The following is an 18,834-nucleotide window of genomic DNA, read 5'->3' as shown; positions in this document are numbered from 1 at the left end:
TGACGAGGGCCGGCGGCTGCTGCGGATCATCCGCAGGGGGAACCGTAGCGACCGCGCCTCCCGCCGCAGCATCGAAGGGGAGGGCCGGACAGTCCAGCCCTCCCCCCCGTGTACCGGGAGTTACTCGGTGACCTCGTGGTCGTGGCCCTCGTGCAGGCCACCGCCGCTGCCCGCCGAACCCTGGGTGTTCTGCGGCGCCACCGGCTTACTCAGAAGGCTGGTGTCCCAGGCGTACTGGCCCACCGCGTTGGCGATGACGTCGACATTGACGTCGAACGCCTTCATGTTGATGTTCTTCAGTGTGTCGCAAGCGGCGTGGTAGCAGGCGTCGTACGCGACACCGGCCTTACCGCCGTACACCTTTGCCTGCTGGGCCGTCTTGATGCCCTCGGCGCCGGTGAAGGTGCCGCCCGAGGGGATGCCCACCTCGATGAACGGCCCGTAGTCCGACCGGCCGGTGAAGTCGGTGCCCTCGTGCGGGACGCCCCGGCTGTCCAGGTAGTCGGTGATCTGCCGCTCCAGCTGCGCCGAGCCCTCCGGGCCGGGACCGGCACCGACCTGGTCGGAGTCGTCGCCGTCGTAGACGAACTGGGCGTAGTTCGGCGAGGCGATCATGTCGAAGTTCAGGTACATCTTGACCTTGGCAAGGTCCGCCGCCGAGAGGCTGTTGACGTACGCCTCCGAGCCCAGCAGGCCGAACTCCTCAGCCGACCACCAGGCGAAGCGCACCTTGTTCTTGACGTTCTCGTGGGCAGAGTTCAGGGCCACGTCGAGGATGCCGGCGGAGCCGGAGCCGTTGTCATTGATGCCCGGGCCGGCCGCCACCGAGTCCAGGTGGGCGCCGAACATCACCACGTTGTCGGCGTCGCCGCCCTTGGTCTCGGCGATCACGTTGTAGGTGTGCCGGGTCTCCGCGAAGGTGCGGATCTCCAGGTTGACGGTCACTGCGCCGGCGGCGGCCTTGGCCGCGAGCGCCTCGCCGTCCGCCTGCGTGACGCCGCCGGCCGGGATCTTGGCGACGGACGGGTCTCCCAGGGTGCCGTTGAGCGCGCCCTCGGTGTTGTTGTAGATGATCGCGCCGACCGCGCCCGCACCGGCGGCGGTCTCCTGCTTCTGCGCAAAGGAGCAGCCGCCGCGCTTGATCAGCGCGATCTTGCCGGTGAACGTCCCGGGGGCGTAGTCCTTCGGCTCGCAGCCGGTGGTGGCGTTGACCGGCACCACCGCGACCGGGGCGGTGATGCCGCCGACCGGGCTGCTGGCGGAGTACGTCATGGCGATCAACGGGACGTCCTGCTGCTGCGGCGACACCACCCGCAGGCTCTGCGCCAGCGTCTCGGTGAACGGGTAGTCGAACTCGTTCCGGGTCACCGAGTACCCGGCCTTCCTCAGCAGGCCTTCGACGTACTCGGCCGACTGCCGGTGCCCCTCCGACCCGGCCACCCGGGTGTTCCCGTTCTTGTCAGCGATCCGCTGGAACTGCTTCAGATGCTCGTAGGCATCCTCGGCGTTGCTCTTCTTGACGAGCTTCTTTGCGAGCTTGGCACCCTCCTTGGCAGGGTCGCTGTGGGCGGAGGCGGTGCCCGATCCGATCAGCAGCAGCGGCGCTATGAGCCCTGCGACGGATACGGCGGCTACCGTGGTGCGGCGGTTCCGAGCGTTCAAAACGCTTCCTTCCGGCGGTCCATGAGAAATAGGCGTAATGGCCGAAAATGGGCCGAACGACGTACGGCGGTACTCCGGGGCAGGCAGGGACGGCTGGATCGCTCCGCCCCCTGCCACCGGCAAGGAGAAAGGTATCTGCTCAGTAAACGATTGGTAATGGGTTGACGGGAATCTTTGGCGCCGGCGCCGTCCGTGCGCGGTACCGAGCACATCGATCGGCCGCTGACCCAACCGAAGTTGGCTGGAAGTCACCGGTGCCCGGTGCGGCCGCCCCTCGCATGAGGTCCCTGGCGACTCGGGTGGCTTACCGCAGGAGCAGTCCAGATCCGTGCCGACGATCGGCAGGCCGCGTTCCGGGTCCGACAGCAGATTGGTGACCTGCGGTTGCATCAGCCTCCGTTCAGGCCGCCCTTTCAACTCGGCGAAGCGCGCGCCGTTATGGAGATGCGGGCAGCTCCTGTACTCAGTGCCGCAGAGGTAGGGCGGAAGGGCGGCCCGCGCTTAGCGGTCGAGTGGCTGATGGGTCCGCCCCTCGATCACGCCACTGACGTGCCCGGCCTGAATCGCGGACAGCAGCTTCAGATCCTCGGGAACGGCGTTGTGCCGCAACAGGCGACAGCCGCGTTCGCGGCGCTCGTCGACTCGGGGATGTAGTGCCGAACTGGGCTTCTTCCAGTAACCGGACAGCAGGGTTGTGAGTTCAGGTGGGTACGCGAGATCGTTTGAGGCGATACTGCCGGTGTCGTCTTTTGGAGGACCTCCGTGACCGATCTTGCGCCCGCGTCGCTGCCCGCCCCGCCCTACTACGCCGTGGTGTTCACCGCCGTGCGGACCGCTGGCGACAACGGCTATGCGGAGAGAGACGAGCGGCTGCTGAAACTGGCTGCCGACCAGCCGGGATTCCTCGGTGTCGATTCCGCTCGCGGTGCGGACGGCCTGGGGATCACGGTGTCGTACTGGAGGGACGAGGAGTCGATTGCCGCTTGGCGGGATCGCGCAGAGCACGCCCTGGCCCGTGCGCACGGACGCGAGCACTGGTATGCCTCGTTCGCGCTCCACGTGGCCAAGGTCGAGCGCGCCTACGGGTTTACCCGCCCGGCAGATCTGTAGGTGCCACCGCCGCATGGGCACTGGAGGCGGTGAGGCGCGTGTGCTGCGCGGCCCGCTGGACCGGGAGAGCCTGCGGCTCGGTGGTGTCCAGCTGCCGGATGCCGCGGAAGATTTCAAGTCCAATGAGACGTTCGTGACGCTATGAAGTTTGTGGTGCGGGTTCTCTGCGCTTGGCTGGGTCGTTGATCCACGCCTGCTGGGGTATTTCGGGTGGTCTGGGGCGGCGGCCGAAGCGTTCGGGGTACCGGGCGTATGCCTCGGTGAGAGTGACGGCCCGCTGGTCGCGGACCTCTTCGGCGGTGCCGAAGTGGACGCTGGCCGGCGTGTGCCATCCGATGCCCGAATGCCTGTGCTCGTGGTTGTAGTACGAGGTGAACGCGTCAAACCATTCGCGGGCATGGGCCAGGGAATCGAACCGTTCGGGATAGTCGGCCATGTACTTGGTGGTCTTGAACTGGGCCTCGCTGTAGGGGTTGTCGTTGGAGACCTTGGGGCGTGAGTGACTGCGGGTGATGCCGAGGTCGATCAGGAGCTGGGAGACCTTCTTGCTGGTCATGGAGGTTCCACGGTCGGCGTGCACGGTCTCGGGCACGATGCCGTTGCGCTCGATGGTTTCCCGGATCAGCTCCTCTGCCCGTTCAGCTGATTCGGCGCGCTCGACGGTGTGGCCGACGATGTAGCGGCTGAAGATGTCGATGATGACGTAGGCGTGGTACCAGATGCCCCTGGCCGGTCCGGCCAGCTTGGTGATGTCCCAGGTGAAGACTTGAGAGGGTGCGGTGGCGACCAGTTCGGGCACGGCCTTGGCCGGGTGGGTGGCCTGACGGCGCCGCTCGCCGGACTGGCCCTTTTCGCGCAGGATCCGGTACATCGTGGAGACGGAGCAGTGATAGCGGCCCGCGTCCAGCTCACGGGCCCAGATCTGTGCGGGCGGCAGCTCCGCGTACTCGGCGCTGTTCATCAACTCCAGTACCGCCGCCCGCTCTTCGCTTGTCAGAGCCGACGGTTGCACCTGAACACTGGAGCGGGGTGTGCGGGGCGGTGGGGGCTTCAACCTGCGGTAGTGGGTGGCCCTGGAGCGGCCGGTCAGCCGGCACGCGGCCGTGATGCCCAGCTGGTCCTCGACGCCGGTGAACGCGGTGTCCACCACGGGGTCGGCCGCGTGCTTCAGTCCGCGCTCTCGGAGATCATTCCCAAGAGCGCGGAAGCTTTTCCCATCACCTCGAGTGCGGCCTTGTTCCGGGTCAGATCCTTCTGCAGCCGCTCCACCTGCTGCCGCAGCTTCTCGTTCTCCACCTCCGCGGCGGACTTCTTCGCACGGGCCGGACTCGTCCGGCGGTCGACCAGGCTTTCCAGGGCCCCGGCATCCCGGGCGGCCCGCCACTCCTTGACATGCGAGTGGTAGAGCCGTTCCCGGCGCAGGACTGCGCCCTTCTCGTTCCTGGGCGCGGCGTCGTACTCGGCGACGATCCGCAGTTTGTACTCCGAGGTGAAGGTACGGCGCTTCGGCCTCGGCGCCGGATCGGACCCGACGGGCTCAGTGCTTGGCATAGGGGCGATTCTCCTGTCGTGCCCTCTCAGGCTAACCCCGCAGAACGGGACGTCTCACCCAAGGCTGACAGAGAGGGACTCGCTCTGGTCCATTACTTGCTGGTGGAGCTCAGCGAAGTGGAGGAGATTCGACATCGCGGTGTAGCTCCCCGAGCCTCCGTGAGGCGTCGAACCGGGCTGATTCGAGGCCTCACACGCGTGTCCGGGGGATTGTGGTCAGCCGCCAAGGTGCGGTGATGGTGAGGTGAACGGTGACGGCAGGGCAGCCGAGACACGGGGCGCCGTGGTGTGACGAAGGAGAGATCGCGCGCCTCGCTGCTGGGCTGCGGGCCGCTTGTGTGACGGTCGGCGGTACGGCGATTGCCCGGACGTCGGCCGGTCAACCGTGTCCTCGAAAGCGTGGGACGGTCTCCCGGCTGTGAGGCGATCGGAATTTTCCTATATGATTTTTGGTTGTTGAGGGGATGTCAAGATGTGGGGCAGAAGGGATTCGGGCACCCGGAGGCAGTTGAAGCCCGTCGCCCTGCACAGGTCCCGGCGCGTGGACCGCGTCAGGCGCCCTCGCCGTAGCGGCTGCGGTAGCGCCCGATGCTGAGATCCAGATGCTCGCGCATGGCCTCTGCGGCGCGGTCTGGACTGCGCCGCAGTACCGCCCGCAGGATGCGGCTGTGTTCCATGACCGTCGACGGGCTCCCGCCGGTCACCGCGCTCAGGCGGAAGAGATGGAGATGTGAGTGGAGCCGCTCCACGGCGCCGGCGAGCATGCTGCGTCCGGTGGCGGCGGCGAGCCCCTCGTGGAACTGCTGGTCCAGTGCCACGAACCGGCCGTACACCGCGTAGCTGTCACCCCCCTCGGGTAGGCCCTGCATCTCCTCGACCAGCGTTTCCAGTCGGTCCAGTTGGGATTCCTGCGCGTGCTCGGCCGCCAGCGCGACGGCCTTCGGCTCAAGTAGTAGCCGCATCTCGAAGAGCTCCTCGACGCCCTGGCGCGAGAGGAGTTCGGTGGCGCGATATCCGGAGAGCGAGCGTTTCACCACCAGGCCGTCGGCCTCCAGTCGGGCAAGGGCCTCACGTACAGGGGTGGGGGAGACGCCGAGCGAGCGCGACAGTGCCTCGATGCCGACGCGAGCTCCTGGTTGGATCTCGTGATCCATGACCATGGCTTTGACGGCTTCGTACACACTGTCGGCCAGCGCCTGCCGCCTGGGAAGTCCGGGGGCTGCCAAGGGCGTTCGGTCCGGCCTCCTGGGTGCCGGGCGTACCTCCGGCGGCATGCTCACCCCTCCCTTCGGTCGTGAATCCTATGTGATTGTACGAAAGCATGTGCTTCTTGCTGGAGGAGTGGATCGGTTCCCCGCGTGACTGAGGGGCGGGTCGCCCAAGGCGGTGTTTCCTATGTGATCCAAAGCGCCTGATGCTGGTCACCCTACACAGCAGCTCCGCCATCGGCCCGGCGTTTCATAGCTGCCCGCTGGCGCCGGCCGCCCCCGGATGCTGCCGCAGGTCAATCGAACAGGCACGTCAGACGTAGTCCTGATCAGCTGGCGGCGGTGTGGGACGAAACTTCTGCACGGAGCGGCTGCGCAGGTCAACTCACCGAACCCTGCCAGCAGCCCGTCGACGAGACCGGGCCCGGCGAGTGGTGGGCCTCCATGGAACAGGTCTTCCTCATGGAATAAGAGCCGCACCACCAGTCCGTCCCCGCACACGAACCACTCCCGCGAAGCGCCCCGAGGTCGCTGCGGTGAGCGGCCAGCAGGGCAAGGTCAGCAGCCAGTTGCGCGGGCACATCGACCACAAGGTCGCGCCGGTCTCGTCGACCACCGCCGCCCAGTGATGGCCTTGCCCGCGTCGATCCCGGCCCACACCTGGGCCCGTTGCTCGCTCGCTCTCCCCTCCTCAGCTCCAACCGCATGCCGTCGACCGAGGAAAACCCCGCTTTCATCTCCGTGATCAGCGACCGAAGCGCACATCCCGATCACCAGCAAGGGCGCCCCGGAGAGCCGGACGGCCACTCCTCGGGAGCCGCTGAAGGCAAGACCCCATAAGCCACATCCGGCCCTCCCGGGCCACCCGACAACTTACGGAGAACCCCCATGAAACTGATGCGCCTCGGCGCCCCGGGCGAAGAGCGCCCCGCTGTCCTCGCCCATGACGGACGCACCCACGACCTGTCCGGGATCACCGGCGACATCGACGGGCACTTCCTCGCGGGCGGTGGTGTCGAACGTGTCCGAACGGCGCTGGGTTCGGCGGCCCTGCCCGTCCTCGACCCCACCGGCATGCGCGTCGGGGCGCCGGTGGCCCGTCCCGGCAAAGTGGTGTGCATCGGCCTCAACTACCGCGACCACGCCGAAGAGACCGGGGCCGCGGTCCCGGCCAGGCCCGTGGTGTTCATGAAGGACCCCGGCACCGTTGTCGGTCCCTACGACACCGTGCTCATACCGCGCGGATCCGCCAAGACCGACTGGGAGGTCGAACTGGCGGTGGTGATCGGCAGAAGGGCCCGCTATCTGGCCGGTCCCTCGGACGCCGTCGGAGTGATCGCAGGCTTCGCGGTCAGCAACGACGTCTCGGAGCGCGCCTTCCAGCTCGAGCTCTCCCACCAGTGGGACCTCGGCAAGTCGTGCGAGACGTTCAACCCGCTCGGTCCCTGGCTCGTCACCGCGGACGAGGTGCCCGACCCGCAGGCCCTCGGCCTACGTCTGGCCGTCAACGGGGTGCCCCGGCAGAACGGCACCACCGGGAACATGGTCTTCGACGTCGCGTACATCGTCTGGTATCTGAGTCAGTACATGGTGCTGGAGCCCGGCGATGTCATCAACACCGGCACCCCCGCCGGCGTCGCCCTCGGTCTTCCGAACACGCCCTACCTCCGCGCAGGTGACACGGTCGAGCTCGCCATCGACGAACTCGGCAGCCAGCGGCAGACATTCGAGAATGCGTGAATGGCCCGATATGAAAAGACCTGTGGCGCGTATCACGGACGTCGATGTGGCCGACGTCTGTTGCCCCACCTCGCGCGAGCTCGATGGCTCTGACGCGATGAACCGCGCCCTCGACCACACCGCCGCGTACGTCATCCCGCGGACCGAGGATCCGGATGGCGTGGTGGGCCTCGCCCGTACCTTCATCACCGGACATGGCAACGGCGCCGCAGCGTGTGAGGCGGAGCTGCCGGCACACGACTGTCCCACCAGCCCCGACGACGCCGGTTCCTTGTGGACGGCCGGCCGTTCCTACCGTTTCCACCGCGAGGAGACCCACCGATGAGCGAACTGTCCGGCCTCAAAGCTCTGGTCACTGGAGGTGCCTCCGGCATCGGACTGGCCACGGCTCTCCTCCTGGCCGAACGCGGCGCGGAGGTCGCTGTGCTCGACCTCGATCCGACGGCGGTGGACAAGCCGCTGCGCGGGTACGTCGCGGACGTGTCCGACGACGCCTCGGTGCGGGCCGCCGTCACCGCTGCCGCCGAGGACCTCGGCGGGCTGGACCTCCTCGTCAACAACGCCGGCATCGGAGCTGTCGGCACGGTCGAGGACAACGACGACGCCCAGTGGCACAGGGTGTTCGATGTGAACGTCGTGGGCATGGTCCGTACGACCCGCGCCGCCCTGCCGCATCTGCGGTCGTCCCCGCACGCCGCCGTCGTCAACACCTGCTCCATCGCGGCCACCGCAGGGCTGCCTCAGCGTGCCCTGTACAGCGCGAGCAAGGGAGCGGTCCTGTCGCTGACGCTGGCCATGGCGGCAGACCACGTCCATGAGGGCATCCGGGTCAATTGCGTGAACCCCGGCACGGCGGACACCCCCTGGGTGGGGCGCCTCCTGGATCAGGCGGCGGACCCGGCCGCCGAACGGGCGGCGCTGGACACCCGGCAGCCCATGGGCCGTCTGGTCACGGCCGGCGAAGTCGCCGCTGCCATCGTCTACCTGGCCAGTCCTGTCGCGGCCTCCGTCACCGGCACCGCCATCGCCGTGGACGGCGGGATGCAGGGACTGCGACTGCGAGCGGAGGCGCGGTGAGGGACAACAAGGAGAGCGGCGGCGATACGGTGCTGCGGTGCCGCACCCTCGGGCGGAGCTCAGTTCAGGTCACCGCCCTGGGGCTCGGCGCCGCCGCCATCGGAGGCCTCTACGAACCCATCGGCGAGGAAGAATCGGCCGCTACGGTCGAAGCGGCCTGGGACGCGGGCATCCGCTACTTCGACACCGCCCCCCACTACGGCCTGGGCCTGTCGGAACGCAGGCTAGGCGCGGCACTGCGGACCAGACCCCGGGGTAGCTACACCCTTTCCACCAAGGTGGGGCGGCTGCTCATCCGCCAGGACGTCGGCGGCAGCGATATCGCCAACGGCTTCGCCGTCCCAGCCACCCACCGCAGGGAATGGGATTTCAGCGCCGACGGCGTCCGCCGCTCTCTGGAGGAGAGCCTGATCCGCCTCGGTGTCGACCATGTCGACCTCGTCCTGCTGCACGACCCCGACAACCATGAAGAGCAGGCGTTCCAGGAGGCGTATCCGGCGCTGGAGGAGTTGCGAGCACAGGGGGTTGTCCGCGCCATCGGCGCGGGCATGAACCAGACCCGGATGCTGACTCGTTTCGTCCGGGACACGGATGTCGACGCCGTGCTGTGTGCCGGCCGCTACACCCTCCTCGAACAGTCGGCTCTCGATGAGCTGCTGCCCGCCGCGGCTGCCCGTGGTAAGAGCGTCATCATCGGCGGAGTGTTCAACTCGGGGCTGCTGGCCGACCCTCGGCCGGGAGCAACATACGACTACGCGGTGGCGTCGGCGGACCTTGTGAGCCGCGCCCTGCGCATGCGCGGCGTCACCGAGTCGCACGACGTGCCGCTGCGCACCGCCGCCCTCCGTTTCCCCTTCGGGCATCCCGCGGCCCTCTCCGTCCTCGTCGGAGCACGATCACCGGCGCAGGTCCGCGATGCGGTCGAGCAGTTCCAACGTCCTGTTCCCGACGGTGTGTGGCAGAGACTGCGGGCCGACGGTCTGCTGTCCGGCCATGTGCCGGTGCCCTCGGCGGGGCAGCCATGCGCTTGATCATCACCACACCACACGACCACACCGCGGACGGCGCGCGTGCGCCGCTCCCCTCCGTCCGGAGGCTGTGAGCCGACCATGCAGATCATCGACGCCCACCACCATCTGTGGGACCTCGACGTACGCGACCAGGAATGGACCACCGTTCCCGAACTCGCGCCCCTGAGAGCCTGTCGGGTGACCTCTGATCGGGCGGCCACGCCCTGGCACGCACGCTTCCCGCGTTGCCGAAATGCCCTAGTAGCTCCGCTACGAGGACCTTCCAGCGCCTTGGAATCGCACGCACCAGACCGCGTCCGCTTTCCGATCGAAGGTCACCCGACAGGCTCTGAGGCGCTCCTTCCACCCCGCCGACTTCGAAACCGAGACACGTGCGGCAGGTGTCGCGGCCTCGGTGCTGGTGCAGACGGTCACCATCCCCGAGGAGACTCCGGAGTTCCTGGCCCTTGCCGCCGACAGCGCCGTTATCGGCGCAGTCGTCGGTTGGACGGATCTGACGTCTCCCGGCATCGCCGACGAGCTGGCCCGGCTCCGCTCGCTGCCCGGTGGCGAGTTCCTCCGGGGTATCCGGCACCAGGTCCAGGGCGAACCCGACCCGAACTGGCTCACCCGGCCCGACGTGCTGCGCGGGCTGAGGGCCCTCGCGTCCGCTGGGCTCGTCTACGATCTCGTCGTACTGCCCGATCAGCTTCCGGCGGCGACCAGGGCAGCGGCGGCCGTGCCGGAACTCACCTTCGTTCTCGACCACCTGGGCAAGCCTCCCATCGCGTCCGGAGAACGGGAGCCGTGGTCCGCGCAGGTACGGGAGCTCGCTGCCCGGCCGAACACCGTGTGCAAGCTCTCCGGCATGGTGGCCGAGGCTGACTGGCGGTCGTGGACCGTCGACGACCTCCGCCCCTACGCCGACACCGTGGTGGAGACGTTCGGACCCTGGCGCCTCATGTTCGGTTCTGACTGGCCCGTGTGCACACTCGCCGCGACCTACGGCGACGTGGTCGATTCCACCCGCGCGCTCACAGCCACGCTCTCCGAGCCCGAACGATCGGCTGTCTGGTCCGGCACCGCCCGGCGCGTGTACCGGATGGCGGCCGAGCGCCCGGGCCTGTGACGGGAAACCGCGGTGGGACGAGAGTTCAGGTCTCCTCGAAATGACCGAGCTGGCGCTCCAGGCTGCGTGTCAGGTGCTCCGCCATCGCCTTGGCGGCGCGGTCGGCACTGCGGCGCAGTATGGAGCGCACCACGCGGTCGTGTTCCGCCAGGGTCGCCTCGCCCGCGCCTGGCACACTGCTGAGCCGGAAGACGTGCAGATGCGAGTGGAGCCGCTCCACCGCGTCGGCGAGCAGGGGTCGGTGCGCGGCCTGCGTGATCGCTTCATGGAAACTCTGGTCCAGGGCGGCGAAGTCGCGGTAGGACGCATAGGGGCCGACAGGGCCCGGATGCGACTGCATGGCCTCCAGGATCTTCTCGATGTCGTCGAGCTGTGACTCGTCGGCGTTGAGCGCGGCAAGAGCGGCCGCGCGAGGCTCCAGGAGCAGCCGCATCTCGAACAGCTCCTCAACTCCCTGCCGGGTCAGCAACTCGGTGGCCCGATACCCGGAGAGGGAACGCTTCACGACCAGGCCGTCCGACTCCAGCCTGGCCAGTGCCTCCCGTACCGGCGTCGGCGAGACATCGAGGGTGCGTGAGAGTGTCTCGATGCCCACGCGGGCGCCTGGGGCGATCTCATGGTCCATGATCATCGCCGTGATGTTCTCGTAGACGCTGTCGGACAGGACCTGGCGTGCAGGAGGAGACTGCTCCGCCCCCCTCGCGGCCGCCCCGGAATCGGACGGGTCGTGTGCCGACATCCGGTCTCCTTTGCTCGGGGTGTGGCGCGCATTCGTAGTCTAGTCAGGTGGGAGGCGGCGTGGAGGGCCCGGGAGCGGGGCCTCAGGCGGTGGACGCACCCTCCGCTCCACCGGGCTGCGAGACGCCCGGGAGCGCGGGCTGAAGCCCGCCGCCGACCAGCTTCTCCAGGGCCCCGGCGTCCCGAGCGGCCGGCCACTCGGTGACGTGCGAGTGGTACTCACCGCGGCGCCACCGCGCGGCAGATCGCTCGTGCCATAGGTGCTCATGAGCAGGTCCAATGCGAGCGAACTTGGGAAAAAGGGCGCCGAGACGCGTTGTCATCGTGTATGGGGCCAGTTCACGGGGGGTTGCCGGCGGATCGCCGGACGGGGCCCGGCGCGACTGTGGGCCCCGTGGCAGAGTGCGGATTAGGTTGGCACGGAATAGTCTTCGGCAGCCGGACTCGTGATGGGGGCGAGCATGACCATGCAAAAAGGAGCCAATGTCCCAGTGGCGGCCCAGGCCGTGCGGGTCGAATTGGGGTGGCGTACCGCCCCGGGGGCGCCGGACGTGGATGCATCGGCGCTCCTTCTCGTGTCGGGAAAGGTGCGCAGCGACGCGGACTTCGTCTTTTACAACCAGCCGGTGCATGGCTCCGGCGCGGTACGTCATGAGGGCAAGCGGAACGCCGCCGGTGGTGTCACGGACAGTCTTGCGGTGGATCTGGCGCGGGTGGAGCCCGTCATCGAGCGCATCGTCCTGGCCGCCTCCGCGGACGGTGGCAGCTTCGGGCAGGTGTCAGCCCTGTACGTACGGATCACGGACGTGTCGAACGGCTCGGAGATCGCGCGCTTCGACAGTGCGGACGCGACGGTGGAGACCGCGTTCATTCTCGGTGAACTCTACCGTCGGCAGGGCGCCTGGAAATTCCGCGCCGTGGGGCAGGGATACAGCAGCGGCCTCGAAGGTCTCGCCACGGACTTCGGCATTTCCGTCGACGAGCCCCAGCAACCCCAACAGCCTCAGCAATCGCACCAGCCTCTTCAATCTCAACAACCCCAAGGGGCAGCACGGGTTGACCTGCCGCCCCCGCCCCGGTTCCCCCCGCACGTCCAGCCCCCTGCCGCGCCGCCCGCACCGCCGTCCCCCCAGCCCGTCCGGCTCTCCAAGGTGACGCTCACCAAGGACGCGCCGTCCGTCTCCCTCGCCAAACAGGGCGGCACGTCGGGAGTCATGCGCGTCAATCTCAACTGGGAAGTGCGCAAACAGTTCAAGAGCTGGGGCAGCAAACTCGGCAGGGCCGTCGCCAACCACGCGGATCTCGATCTTGATCTCTGCGCCCTCTACGAACTGACCGACGGCAGGAAGGGAGTTGTGCAGGCACTCGGAAACGCGTTCGGCGCTCTCGGGCAGCCCCCGTATATCCATCTCGACGGGGACGACCGCACCGGCGCCGTCTCCACCGGCGAGAACCTGACCATCGACCTCGACCACAAGGACCGGCTCCGCCGAGTCCTGATCTTCGTCACCATCTATGAAGGCGCCCGGAGTTTCGCCGATCTGCACGCGACGGTCACCCTGCAGCCGCAGCACGGCGCCGCGATCGACTTCTCGCTCGACGAATGCACCGTTCCCTCCACCGTCTGCGCACTCGCACTCATCACCAACAACGGGGGAGACCTCACCGTGCAGCGCGAAGCCCGCTATCTCGTACCCGAACGCGGGGTGAGTCCGCAGCGCACCATCGACTACGCCTATGGGTGGGGGATGAACTGGACACCCGGCCGTAAATGACCCCCGGTCCGTCCGGGTCCCGCCACCGCGGACAGACCGGTGTTCCCTCCGCTCATCGGTCCGGTGCGGCCTCGGGACGGGCGTAGGTTCGCCCCTTCCAGGCCGCGCCGCGGCCGCGGTGGTGCTGCACCGCCGAATCCACCGTCATCAGCAGATACAGCACGGCGGTCAACGGCAGCAACGGCGCGAGCCACATCGACTGCCGGTAGTAGCCGAGCATCGGCATGTACGTCCCCGCCATCACCGCCCACGCCGTGCCACCCGCCCACGCCGCCGGCCGATCGCCGCCCAGCAGCCCTGCCGCCAGTGTGACCGGCGGGGCGAGATAGACGAGCGCGAGACCCAGCACCGTACCGATGAGCAGAACCGGGCTGTGCCGCAACTGCGCGTACGCGCTGCGCGAGACCATCCGCCACAGATCCGCCAGCCGGGGATACGGCCGCACACTGTCCACCCGCTCCGCGAGCCCCAGCCAGATCCGCCCGCCGCTGCGCTTCACCGCACGCGCCAGCGACACGTCGTCGATGACCGCCTGCCGGATGGACTCCGGAACCCGCGCCCGCTCGGCGGCCCCGGTCCGCAGCAGAACACAGCCGCCCGCCGCGGCCGCGGTCCGTGCCTTCGCCCGGTTCACCCACCGGAACGGATAGAGCTGCGCGAAGAAGTACACGAACGCCGGCACGACAAGGCGCTCCCAGACGCTCGCCACCCGCAGCCGGGCCATCTGCGAGACCAGATCGAACCCGCCGGAACAGGCGGCGGCGACCAGCTCCCGCAGACTGTCCGGCTCATGCGCGATGTCCGCGTCCGTGAGCAGCAGAAATTCCGGCGCCGGCTCCCGGGCCCGCGCGAGCGCGATCCCGTGCCGTACGGCCCAGAGCTTGCCCGTCCAGCCGGACTCCGGCTCCCCGGGAGAGACCACCGTCACCGGCAGCCCGCCGTACCGCACGGACAGCGAACGGGCGAGATCACCGGTGCCGTCCTTGCTGCAGTCGTCGACCAGGAAGATCTCCGCTGCCCCCGGATAGTCCTGCGCCTGCAGCGACGGCAGGCTCACCGGCAGCATGTCGGCTTCGTCACGCGCGGGTACGACGATCGCGACCGACGGCCAGCGGTCCGGCCCCGCACGCCGAGGCAGCCGCTGGTCGGTCCGCCAGAAGAACCCCTGTCCCAGCAGCAGCCACACCCATGCGGCCAGCGAACCCACGGCGATCCAGGCAACGGCGCTCATTCGCCGCAGTCTGCCCCACTCCGACGAGACCGCAAGGGCGGTCGACTATGGTGACCGGGTGAAGATCGCGCTCATGGACTCAGGAATCGGCCTGCTCCCGGCGGCCGCCGCAGTACGTCGGCTGAGGCCCGACGCCGATCTGGTGCTCTCCTCCGACCCCGAAAGCATGCCGTGGGGGCCGCGGACACCGCAGGACCTGACCGCGCACGCGCTGGCCGTGGCCCGCGCGGCCGCCGCTCACCGGCCCGACGCACTGATCGTCGCCTGCAACACCGCCTCCGTACACGCCCTGCCGATGCTCCGTGCCGCGCTGGAACCCGCGCTGCCCGTCATCGGCACCGTCCCCGCGATCAAGCCGGCCGCGGCCGGCGGCGGACCCGTCGCCATCTGGGCGACCCCCGCCACGACGGGCAGTCCCTACCAGCGCGGACTCATTCGCGAATTCGCCGGCTCCGTCGACGTCACCGAGGTCCCCTGCCCCGGTCTCGCCGACGCCGTGGAGAACGCGGACGAAGCCGCGATCGACCGTGCCGTCGCCGCGGCCGCCGCGCTCACTCCACCGGGCGTACGGGCCGTCGTTCTCGGCTGCACCCATTACGAACTGGTCGCCGAACGGATCCGTGCCGCCGTACAGCAGCCCGGCCTGCCGCCCGTAGCACTGCACGGCTCCGCCGGGGCCGTCGCCGCCCAGGCGCTGCGCCGGATCGGGGTCGCACCCGCCCCGTCGGCCGAACCGGCCACCTCCCTCACCGTGCTCCTGAGCGGCCGTGACGCCGAGCTGCCGGAAGCCGCCCTGACCTACGCCGAGGGGCGGCTGCTGGCAGCCGTCAGCCCCGCCCGCTGAGAGCCTGTCGGGTGACCTTCGATCGGATAGCGGACGCGGTCTGGTGCGTGCGATTCCAAGGCGGCGGGATGTCCTCGTAGCGGAGCTACTAGGGCATTTCGGCAACGCGGGAAGCGTGCGTGCCAGGGTGTGGCCGCCCGATCAGAGGTCACCCGACAGGCTCTGAGCCGTCGCCGACTCGGCGAGGGCCGTTGGGCCCATCCCGGATGCCCGGATTCTGAGTACCCTGCTGGCATGAGGGACCACCCCCGGAAACCGAGCGAGACCGGCGCCGAGGCGGCTCCCGCCGTCTGGACCGGCCGGGCCACGAACAAGGCGCAGTGGGTTCTCGCCGCAGCCGGTGCGGCGTGCCTCGCACTGGGTGTCGAGCTCGCCGTGACCTCCGACTGGACCTCCGGCATCGCCCCTCTGCTGATGTCGGTGATCGGCTGCGTGGCGGCCGGACTGCTCATGCTGTTCGGGACGCTCGCCTTTGTGAACGTGGCCGTGCGGGTCGACGGAGACGCCCTGGAAGTGCGCTGCGGCCACATGGGTCTGCCGCGCCGACGGATCCTGCTCACCCAGGTGGTCGGGGCGGAGTTCGTCCCCCGGGTCACCCCCCGCCACTGGGGCGGCTGGGGCTACCGCTGGCGCCCCGAGCAGGGGACGGCCGTGGTGGTCCGCAGGGGAGAGGGTCTGGTGCTCGAGCTCGGCGACGGCAGGACGTTCACCGTGACGGTGGACGATGCGGAAGAGGGCGTACGGTTCATCCGCGAACGGCTCCACCTGCCGGCGGCCGACGCGGCTGCCGGGGGCTGAGCGGTCAGCAGTGCCGCACCCGTCAGAGGGGGGTGCGACCGGCCCGCGGACGGCGTCCGGCCGCAGGCCCCGTCCCGTACGCGGCACGGTCCGCATCCTCGTCACTCTCGGTACGGGATGTGCCCGGCGTGCCGTCCCCGATCGGCTGCCGGGCCGAGGCCAGCCCCGCGAGCAGCCCCACGCCCGCCGTCACCGGCGTGAAGCTCAGCGCGTTCCCGACACTCGCCAGCGCCGCCAACGCGGTGAGCGCGGCGCCCGCCGTCAGGACGACCGCTGTGGCGCGGGGAGAGCGCCACAGCACGTACAGCAGCCAGCCGAACGCCGCCCCCAGCAGCGCCACCCCCACGATCCCCTGCTCGGTGGCCTGCTGCAGCGGCGCCGAGTGGGGTTTCCCGTCCGACTGCACGGTCTGCTGGGCGGTGGGGCTGAGCTCGGCGAACCGGCCGGGTCCGATGCCCAGCAGCGGATGCTCCTCGGCGAGATCCACCGCGTCCTGCCAGAGCAGCACCCGGTTCCGGGTGAGCTGCCCCTCCAGGGAGACCATCAGCCCGTCGGGCAGTGCATCCTCGGCCACCGCCCATGACGTACCGACGACCAGCGCCGTGACCAGCGCCAGCCCGGTCAGACCGAGCAGTCTGCGGCGCATTTTGACCGCGGCCAACGAACTGAGCAGCACCCCGAACGCCGTGACGAATCCGGCCACCGAGTGCATGGCCGACGCGGCGCAGGCGGTGCCGAGCGCGAGCAGTCGCAGAGTGAGACGCACCGGTGGCCGGCGGGCCGCCGCGGCCGCACAGCAGGCGGCGCCCGCGGCCAGCACCAGCAGCGCGGCAGCCGCCCCGGTGTGACCGGGCGCGACATCGGCAGCGGCGGTGGCACCCGGCATACCACCGCGCGAGGCGAGCACCAGGGCGAGGGCGGCGACGGCGGCAACCGCCGCGGTGGCCACCGGCAGCAGCGTGCCGCAGATCCGGCCGCAGACGAACCCCGCGGCGACGGCCAGCAGCGCCAGCAGCACACCCTCCGGCCTGGTCTCCCGTCCGGCCGCGCTGATCAAGGACCAGATCGCGCAGGCGGCGAGGATCACGGCTCCTGCGACATCGGACGCGTTGCCGCCTTCCCGAGCCCCGTGCCGGCCCGCCCGTGCAGTCATCGTGTTCGACCCCCCGAACTGTGACCGTCCCGTCCACGACGGCCGGATCCGGCCGGTCGGCGGGGGACTGGCGCACACGGTAACGGGAGTGGTGCGGGTTTGTGGAGGAAATGCGCAGGAACGATCCGGCAGGAACCATTCCGAATGCATTCCGGCACCGCGCCGGGGCTGCACGGCGCTCGCCTCACCCCCGTAGACTCCGCCGGGTGAGCACCACCATCAGCCCAGTCGACGACTCGCAGTCCTCCGCCACTCAGCCGCAGGGGAGACGGTTCCTGCCGCGGCTCGTACGGCCGGCCGCGGCCGCGCTGTCGGGGGCGCTGCTGTATCTGAGTTTCCCGCCCCGACCGCTGTGGTGGCTGGTTCTGCCCGGTTTCGCACTGCTCGGCTGGGTGCTGCACGACCGTCGGCTGCGCGCCGGATTCGGCCTCGGCCTGCTCGCCGGGCTCGGCTTCATGCTGCCGCTGCTGCACTGGACGGGCGAGGAGGTCGGCCCGGTGCCGTGGCTGGCGCTCGCCGCTGCCGAAGCGCTGTTCGTGGCCGTGGGCTGTATCGGGATCGCCGCCGTGTCCCGGCTCGCCTGGTGGCCGGTCTGGGCCGCCGCGGTCTGGGCCTTGGACGAGGCGGTCCGGGCCCGGGTGCCGTTCGGCGGGTTCCCCTGGGGCAAGATCGCCTTCGGGCAGGCCGACAGTGTGTTCCTGCCGCTCGCGGCCGTGGGCGGCACTCCGCTGCTCTCGTTCGCGGTGGTGCTGTGCGGCTTCGGCCTCTTCGAAGCGGTGCGTTCCTTCCGTACGTACCGCACCACCGGCCGGATCCCCCGCGCCGCGGTCGCCGCCGCGGCCGCGACCGTGTTCGTACCCCTGGCCGGTGCGCTGGCGGCGCGCCCGCTCGTCGACGACTCGGCGGAGGACGGAACCGCGACCGTCGCCGCGATCCAGGGCAATGTGCCGCGCCTCGGACTCGACTTCAACGCCCAGCGCCGCGCCGTTCTTGACAACCACGCACGCCGCACCGAGCAGCTCGCCCGCGAGGTGAAGGCGGGCAAGGTACCGCAGCCCGACTTCGTCCTGTGGCCCGAGAACTCCTCCGACCTCGACCCCTACCGCAATGCCGACGCGCGGATCGTCATCGACGAAGCGGTGAAGGCGATCAACGCCCCCACCGTGGTCGGCGCGGTCATCGAGCCCGACACCGGCAAGCTGCGCAACACCCTCATCCAGTGGGATCCGTCGGGCGGCCCCGTCGCCACGTACGACAAGCGCCATGTCCAGCCGTTCGGCGAGTACATGCCGATGCGTTCCTTCGTACGCATCTTCAGCTCTGACGTCGACCGGGTGCAGCGTGACTTCGGACCGGGCAAGAAGGTCGGCGTGTTCGACCTCGCGGGCACCAAGGTGGGGCTCGTCACCTGTTACGAGGCCGCGTTCGACGACGCCGTCCGGGACACGGTCGAACACGGCAGCCAGCTGATCGCGGTCCCCAGCAACAACGCCACCTTCGGGCGCAGCGAGATGACGTACCAGCAGCTGGCCATGAGCCGGGTGCGGGCCGTGGAACACAGTCGGTCCGTCGTCGTCCCCGTCACCAGCGGCGTCAGCGCGGTCATCCGCCCGGACGGGACGATCGCCCAGAAGACGAAGATGTTCACCCCGGACGCGCTGGTGGACAAAGTGCCGCTGCGCTCCTCGCTGACCCCCGCCACCCGGCTGGGCACGCTCCCCGAGGAGCTGCTCGTGCTGATCGCCGCAGCGGGACTGGGCTGGGTGACCGTCAGATCGGTACGGGCGCGCCGAGGACGCTGAACGGTG

Annotated in this window: 17 protein-coding genes and 2 pseudogenes; 12 read left to right on the top strand and 7 right to left on the bottom strand. The window is 69.5% G+C overall.

Features of this window, described 5'->3' with window-relative positions:
* Positions 1–120: 120 nt before the first annotated feature.
* Positions 121–1,662 carry a M28 family metallopeptidase gene (locus ACGFSA_RS28645; RefSeq protein WP_393308951.1) on the bottom strand — a complete coding sequence of 514 codons (1,542 nt, stop codon included), beginning with the start codon at positions 1,660–1,662 and terminating at the stop codon, positions 121–123.
* A gap of 762 nt (positions 1,663–2,424) precedes the next feature.
* Between ACGFSA_RS28645 and ACGFSA_RS28640 the strand changes: the two genes are divergently transcribed.
* Together ACGFSA_RS28640 and ACGFSA_RS28635 are read left to right on the top strand one after the other, a co-directional pair.
* Positions 2,425–2,772, top strand: a complete 348-nt coding sequence (locus tag ACGFSA_RS28640) for an antibiotic biosynthesis monooxygenase family protein (RefSeq protein ID WP_393308950.1) — start codon at positions 2,425–2,427, stop codon at positions 2,770–2,772.
* A gap of 13 nt (positions 2,773–2,785) precedes the next feature.
* Positions 2,786–2,917 (top strand): hypothetical protein, encoded by a 132-nt coding sequence (locus ACGFSA_RS28635; protein ID WP_393308962.1) that lies wholly within the window; start codon positions 2,786–2,788, stop codon positions 2,915–2,917.
* Here the strand turns inward: ACGFSA_RS28635 and ACGFSA_RS28630 are convergent.
* The 3 genes from ACGFSA_RS28630 to ACGFSA_RS28620 all read right to left on the bottom strand — a co-directional run bounded on the left by ACGFSA_RS28630 (position 2,912) and on the right by ACGFSA_RS28620 (position 5,597).
* Complete coding sequence (locus ACGFSA_RS28630) at positions 2,912–3,922, bottom strand: IS3 family transposase (protein WP_393308949.1); 1,011 nt, start codon at positions 3,920–3,922, stop codon at positions 2,912–2,914. The two genes, ACGFSA_RS28635 and ACGFSA_RS28630, sit on opposite strands and share 6 nt — an antisense overlap.
* Before the next feature lie 17 nt (positions 3,923–3,939).
* On the bottom strand, positions 3,940–4,323 hold the full coding sequence (locus tag ACGFSA_RS28625) for a hypothetical protein (RefSeq protein ID WP_393308948.1): 384 nt from the start codon (positions 4,321–4,323) through the stop codon (positions 3,940–3,942).
* A 551-nt stretch (positions 4,324–4,874) separates the two neighbouring features.
* Positions 4,875–5,597, bottom strand: a complete 723-nt coding sequence (locus tag ACGFSA_RS28620) for a GntR family transcriptional regulator (RefSeq protein WP_393308947.1) — start codon at positions 5,595–5,597, stop codon at positions 4,875–4,877.
* A gap of 822 nt (positions 5,598–6,419) precedes the next feature.
* On the opposite strand from ACGFSA_RS28620, the gene ACGFSA_RS28615 reads away from it, so the two are divergent.
* From ACGFSA_RS28615 to ACGFSA_RS28590, 6 genes and pseudogenes are all read left to right on the top strand, one after another.
* Positions 6,420–7,271 carry a fumarylacetoacetate hydrolase family protein gene (locus tag ACGFSA_RS28615; protein ID WP_393308946.1) on the top strand — a complete coding sequence of 284 codons (852 nt, stop codon included), beginning with the start codon at positions 6,420–6,422 and terminating at the stop codon, positions 7,269–7,271.
* A gap of 22 nt (positions 7,272–7,293) precedes the next feature.
* Positions 7,294–7,596 carry a hypothetical protein gene (locus tag ACGFSA_RS28610; RefSeq protein WP_393308945.1) on the top strand — a complete coding sequence of 101 codons (303 nt, stop codon included), beginning with the start codon at positions 7,294–7,296 and terminating at the stop codon, positions 7,594–7,596.
* The gene (locus tag ACGFSA_RS28605; protein WP_393308944.1) at positions 7,593–8,348 is read left to right on the top strand and encodes an SDR family NAD(P)-dependent oxidoreductase; all 756 of its coding nucleotides are present in this window, start codon (positions 7,593–7,595) and stop codon (positions 8,346–8,348) included. Before ACGFSA_RS28610 ends, ACGFSA_RS28605 begins: the two co-directional genes overlap by 4 nt.
* A gap of 32 nt (positions 8,349–8,380) precedes the next feature.
* Entirely contained in the window at positions 8,381–9,379 is a 999-nt protein-coding gene (locus ACGFSA_RS28600; protein WP_393308960.1) for an aldo/keto reductase, read from the top strand.
* Positions 9,380–9,457: 78 nt separating this feature from the next.
* Positions 9,458–9,541, top strand: a pseudogene (locus ACGFSA_RS28595) (amidohydrolase); the annotation flags it as partial.
* Positions 9,542–9,707: 166 nt separating this feature from the next.
* Positions 9,708–10,487 (top strand): annotated as a pseudogene (locus ACGFSA_RS28590) (amidohydrolase family protein); the annotation flags it as partial.
* A gap of 25 nt (positions 10,488–10,512) precedes the next feature.
* Here ACGFSA_RS28590 and ACGFSA_RS28585 read toward each other — a convergent pair.
* Positions 10,513–11,226, bottom strand: coding sequence for a GntR family transcriptional regulator (locus tag ACGFSA_RS28585; RefSeq protein WP_393308943.1), 714 nt, complete (start codon positions 11,224–11,226; stop codon positions 10,513–10,515).
* A 490-nt stretch (positions 11,227–11,716) separates the two neighbouring features.
* Here ACGFSA_RS28585 and ACGFSA_RS28580 point away from each other — a divergent pair, with 490 nt between their 5' ends.
* On the top strand, positions 11,717–13,000 hold the full coding sequence (locus ACGFSA_RS28580; protein ID WP_393308942.1) for a TerD family protein: 1,284 nt from the start codon (positions 11,717–11,719) through the stop codon (positions 12,998–13,000).
* Positions 13,001–13,052: 52 nt separating this feature from the next.
* Here ACGFSA_RS28580 and ACGFSA_RS28575 read toward each other — a convergent pair whose 3' ends face one another.
* Positions 13,053–14,231 carry a glycosyltransferase gene (locus ACGFSA_RS28575; protein WP_393308941.1) on the bottom strand — a complete coding sequence of 393 codons (1,179 nt, stop codon included), beginning with the start codon at positions 14,229–14,231 and terminating at the stop codon, positions 13,053–13,055.
* Positions 14,232–14,289: 58 nt separating this feature from the next.
* Here ACGFSA_RS28575 and ACGFSA_RS28570 point away from each other — a divergent pair, with 58 nt between their 5' ends.
* Complete coding sequence (locus ACGFSA_RS28570) at positions 14,290–15,075, top strand: glutamate racemase (RefSeq protein ID WP_393308940.1); 786 nt, start codon at positions 14,290–14,292, stop codon at positions 15,073–15,075.
* A 234-nt stretch (positions 15,076–15,309) separates the two neighbouring features.
* Complete coding sequence (locus ACGFSA_RS28565) at positions 15,310–15,873, top strand: hypothetical protein (RefSeq protein ID WP_393308939.1); 564 nt, start codon at positions 15,310–15,312, stop codon at positions 15,871–15,873.
* 22 nt (positions 15,874–15,895) lie between these two features.
* Here the strand turns inward: ACGFSA_RS28565 and ACGFSA_RS28560 are convergent, their stop codons facing one another.
* Positions 15,896–17,026: an O-antigen ligase family protein gene (locus ACGFSA_RS28560; protein ID WP_393308938.1), complete on the bottom strand. Its 1,131-nt coding sequence runs from the start codon at positions 17,024–17,026 to the stop codon at positions 15,896–15,898.
* 206 nt (positions 17,027–17,232) lie between these two features.
* Between ACGFSA_RS28560 and lnt the strand changes: the two genes are divergently transcribed.
* Positions 17,233–18,828 carry an apolipoprotein N-acyltransferase gene (lnt, locus tag ACGFSA_RS28555; RefSeq protein ID WP_393308937.1) on the top strand — a complete coding sequence of 532 codons (1,596 nt, stop codon included), beginning with the start codon at positions 17,233–17,235 and terminating at the stop codon, positions 18,826–18,828.
* The last annotated feature ends 6 nt before the right edge of the window (positions 18,829–18,834 follow it).

The sequence above is a fragment of the Streptomyces sp. NPDC048496 genome (assembly GCF_043200055.1).
Lineage (GTDB): Bacteria > Actinomycetota > Actinomycetes > Streptomycetales > Streptomycetaceae > Streptomyces.
Note: the sequence above shows the minus strand (reverse complement) of the source record. Positions and strands in the feature narration are given on the sequence as shown.

What these genes read in the sequence shown, in the direction of transcription:
- ACGFSA_RS28615 (WP_393308946.1), top strand. Translation starts at nt 6,420, where the DNA reads ATGAAACTGATGCGCCTCGGCGCCCCGGGCGAAGAGCGCCCCGCTGTC.
- ACGFSA_RS28605 (WP_393308944.1), top strand. Translation starts at nt 7,593, where the DNA reads ATGAGCGAACTGTCCGGCCTCAAAGCTCTGGTCACTGGAGGTGCCTCC.
- ACGFSA_RS28620 (WP_393308947.1), bottom strand. Translation starts at nt 5,597, where the DNA reads ATGCCGCCGGAGGTACGCCCGGCACCCAGGAGGCCGGACCGAACGCCC.
- ACGFSA_RS28575 (WP_393308941.1), bottom strand. Translation starts at nt 14,231, where the DNA reads ATGAGCGCCGTTGCCTGGATCGCCGTGGGTTCGCTGGCCGCATGGGTG.
- ACGFSA_RS28585 (WP_393308943.1), bottom strand. Translation starts at nt 11,226, where the DNA reads ATGTCGGCACACGACCCGTCCGATTCCGGGGCGGCCGCGAGGGGGGCG.
- ACGFSA_RS28560 (WP_393308938.1), bottom strand. Translation starts at nt 17,026, where the DNA reads ATGACTGCACGGGCGGGCCGGCACGGGGCTCGGGAAGGCGGCAACGCG.
- ACGFSA_RS28565 (WP_393308939.1), top strand. Translation starts at nt 15,310, where the DNA reads ATGAGGGACCACCCCCGGAAACCGAGCGAGACCGGCGCCGAGGCGGCT.
- ACGFSA_RS28625 (WP_393308948.1), bottom strand. Translation starts at nt 4,323, where the DNA reads ATGCCAAGCACTGAGCCCGTCGGGTCCGATCCGGCGCCGAGGCCGAAG.
- ACGFSA_RS28635 (WP_393308962.1), top strand. Translation starts at nt 2,786, where the DNA reads ATGGGCACTGGAGGCGGTGAGGCGCGTGTGCTGCGCGGCCCGCTGGAC.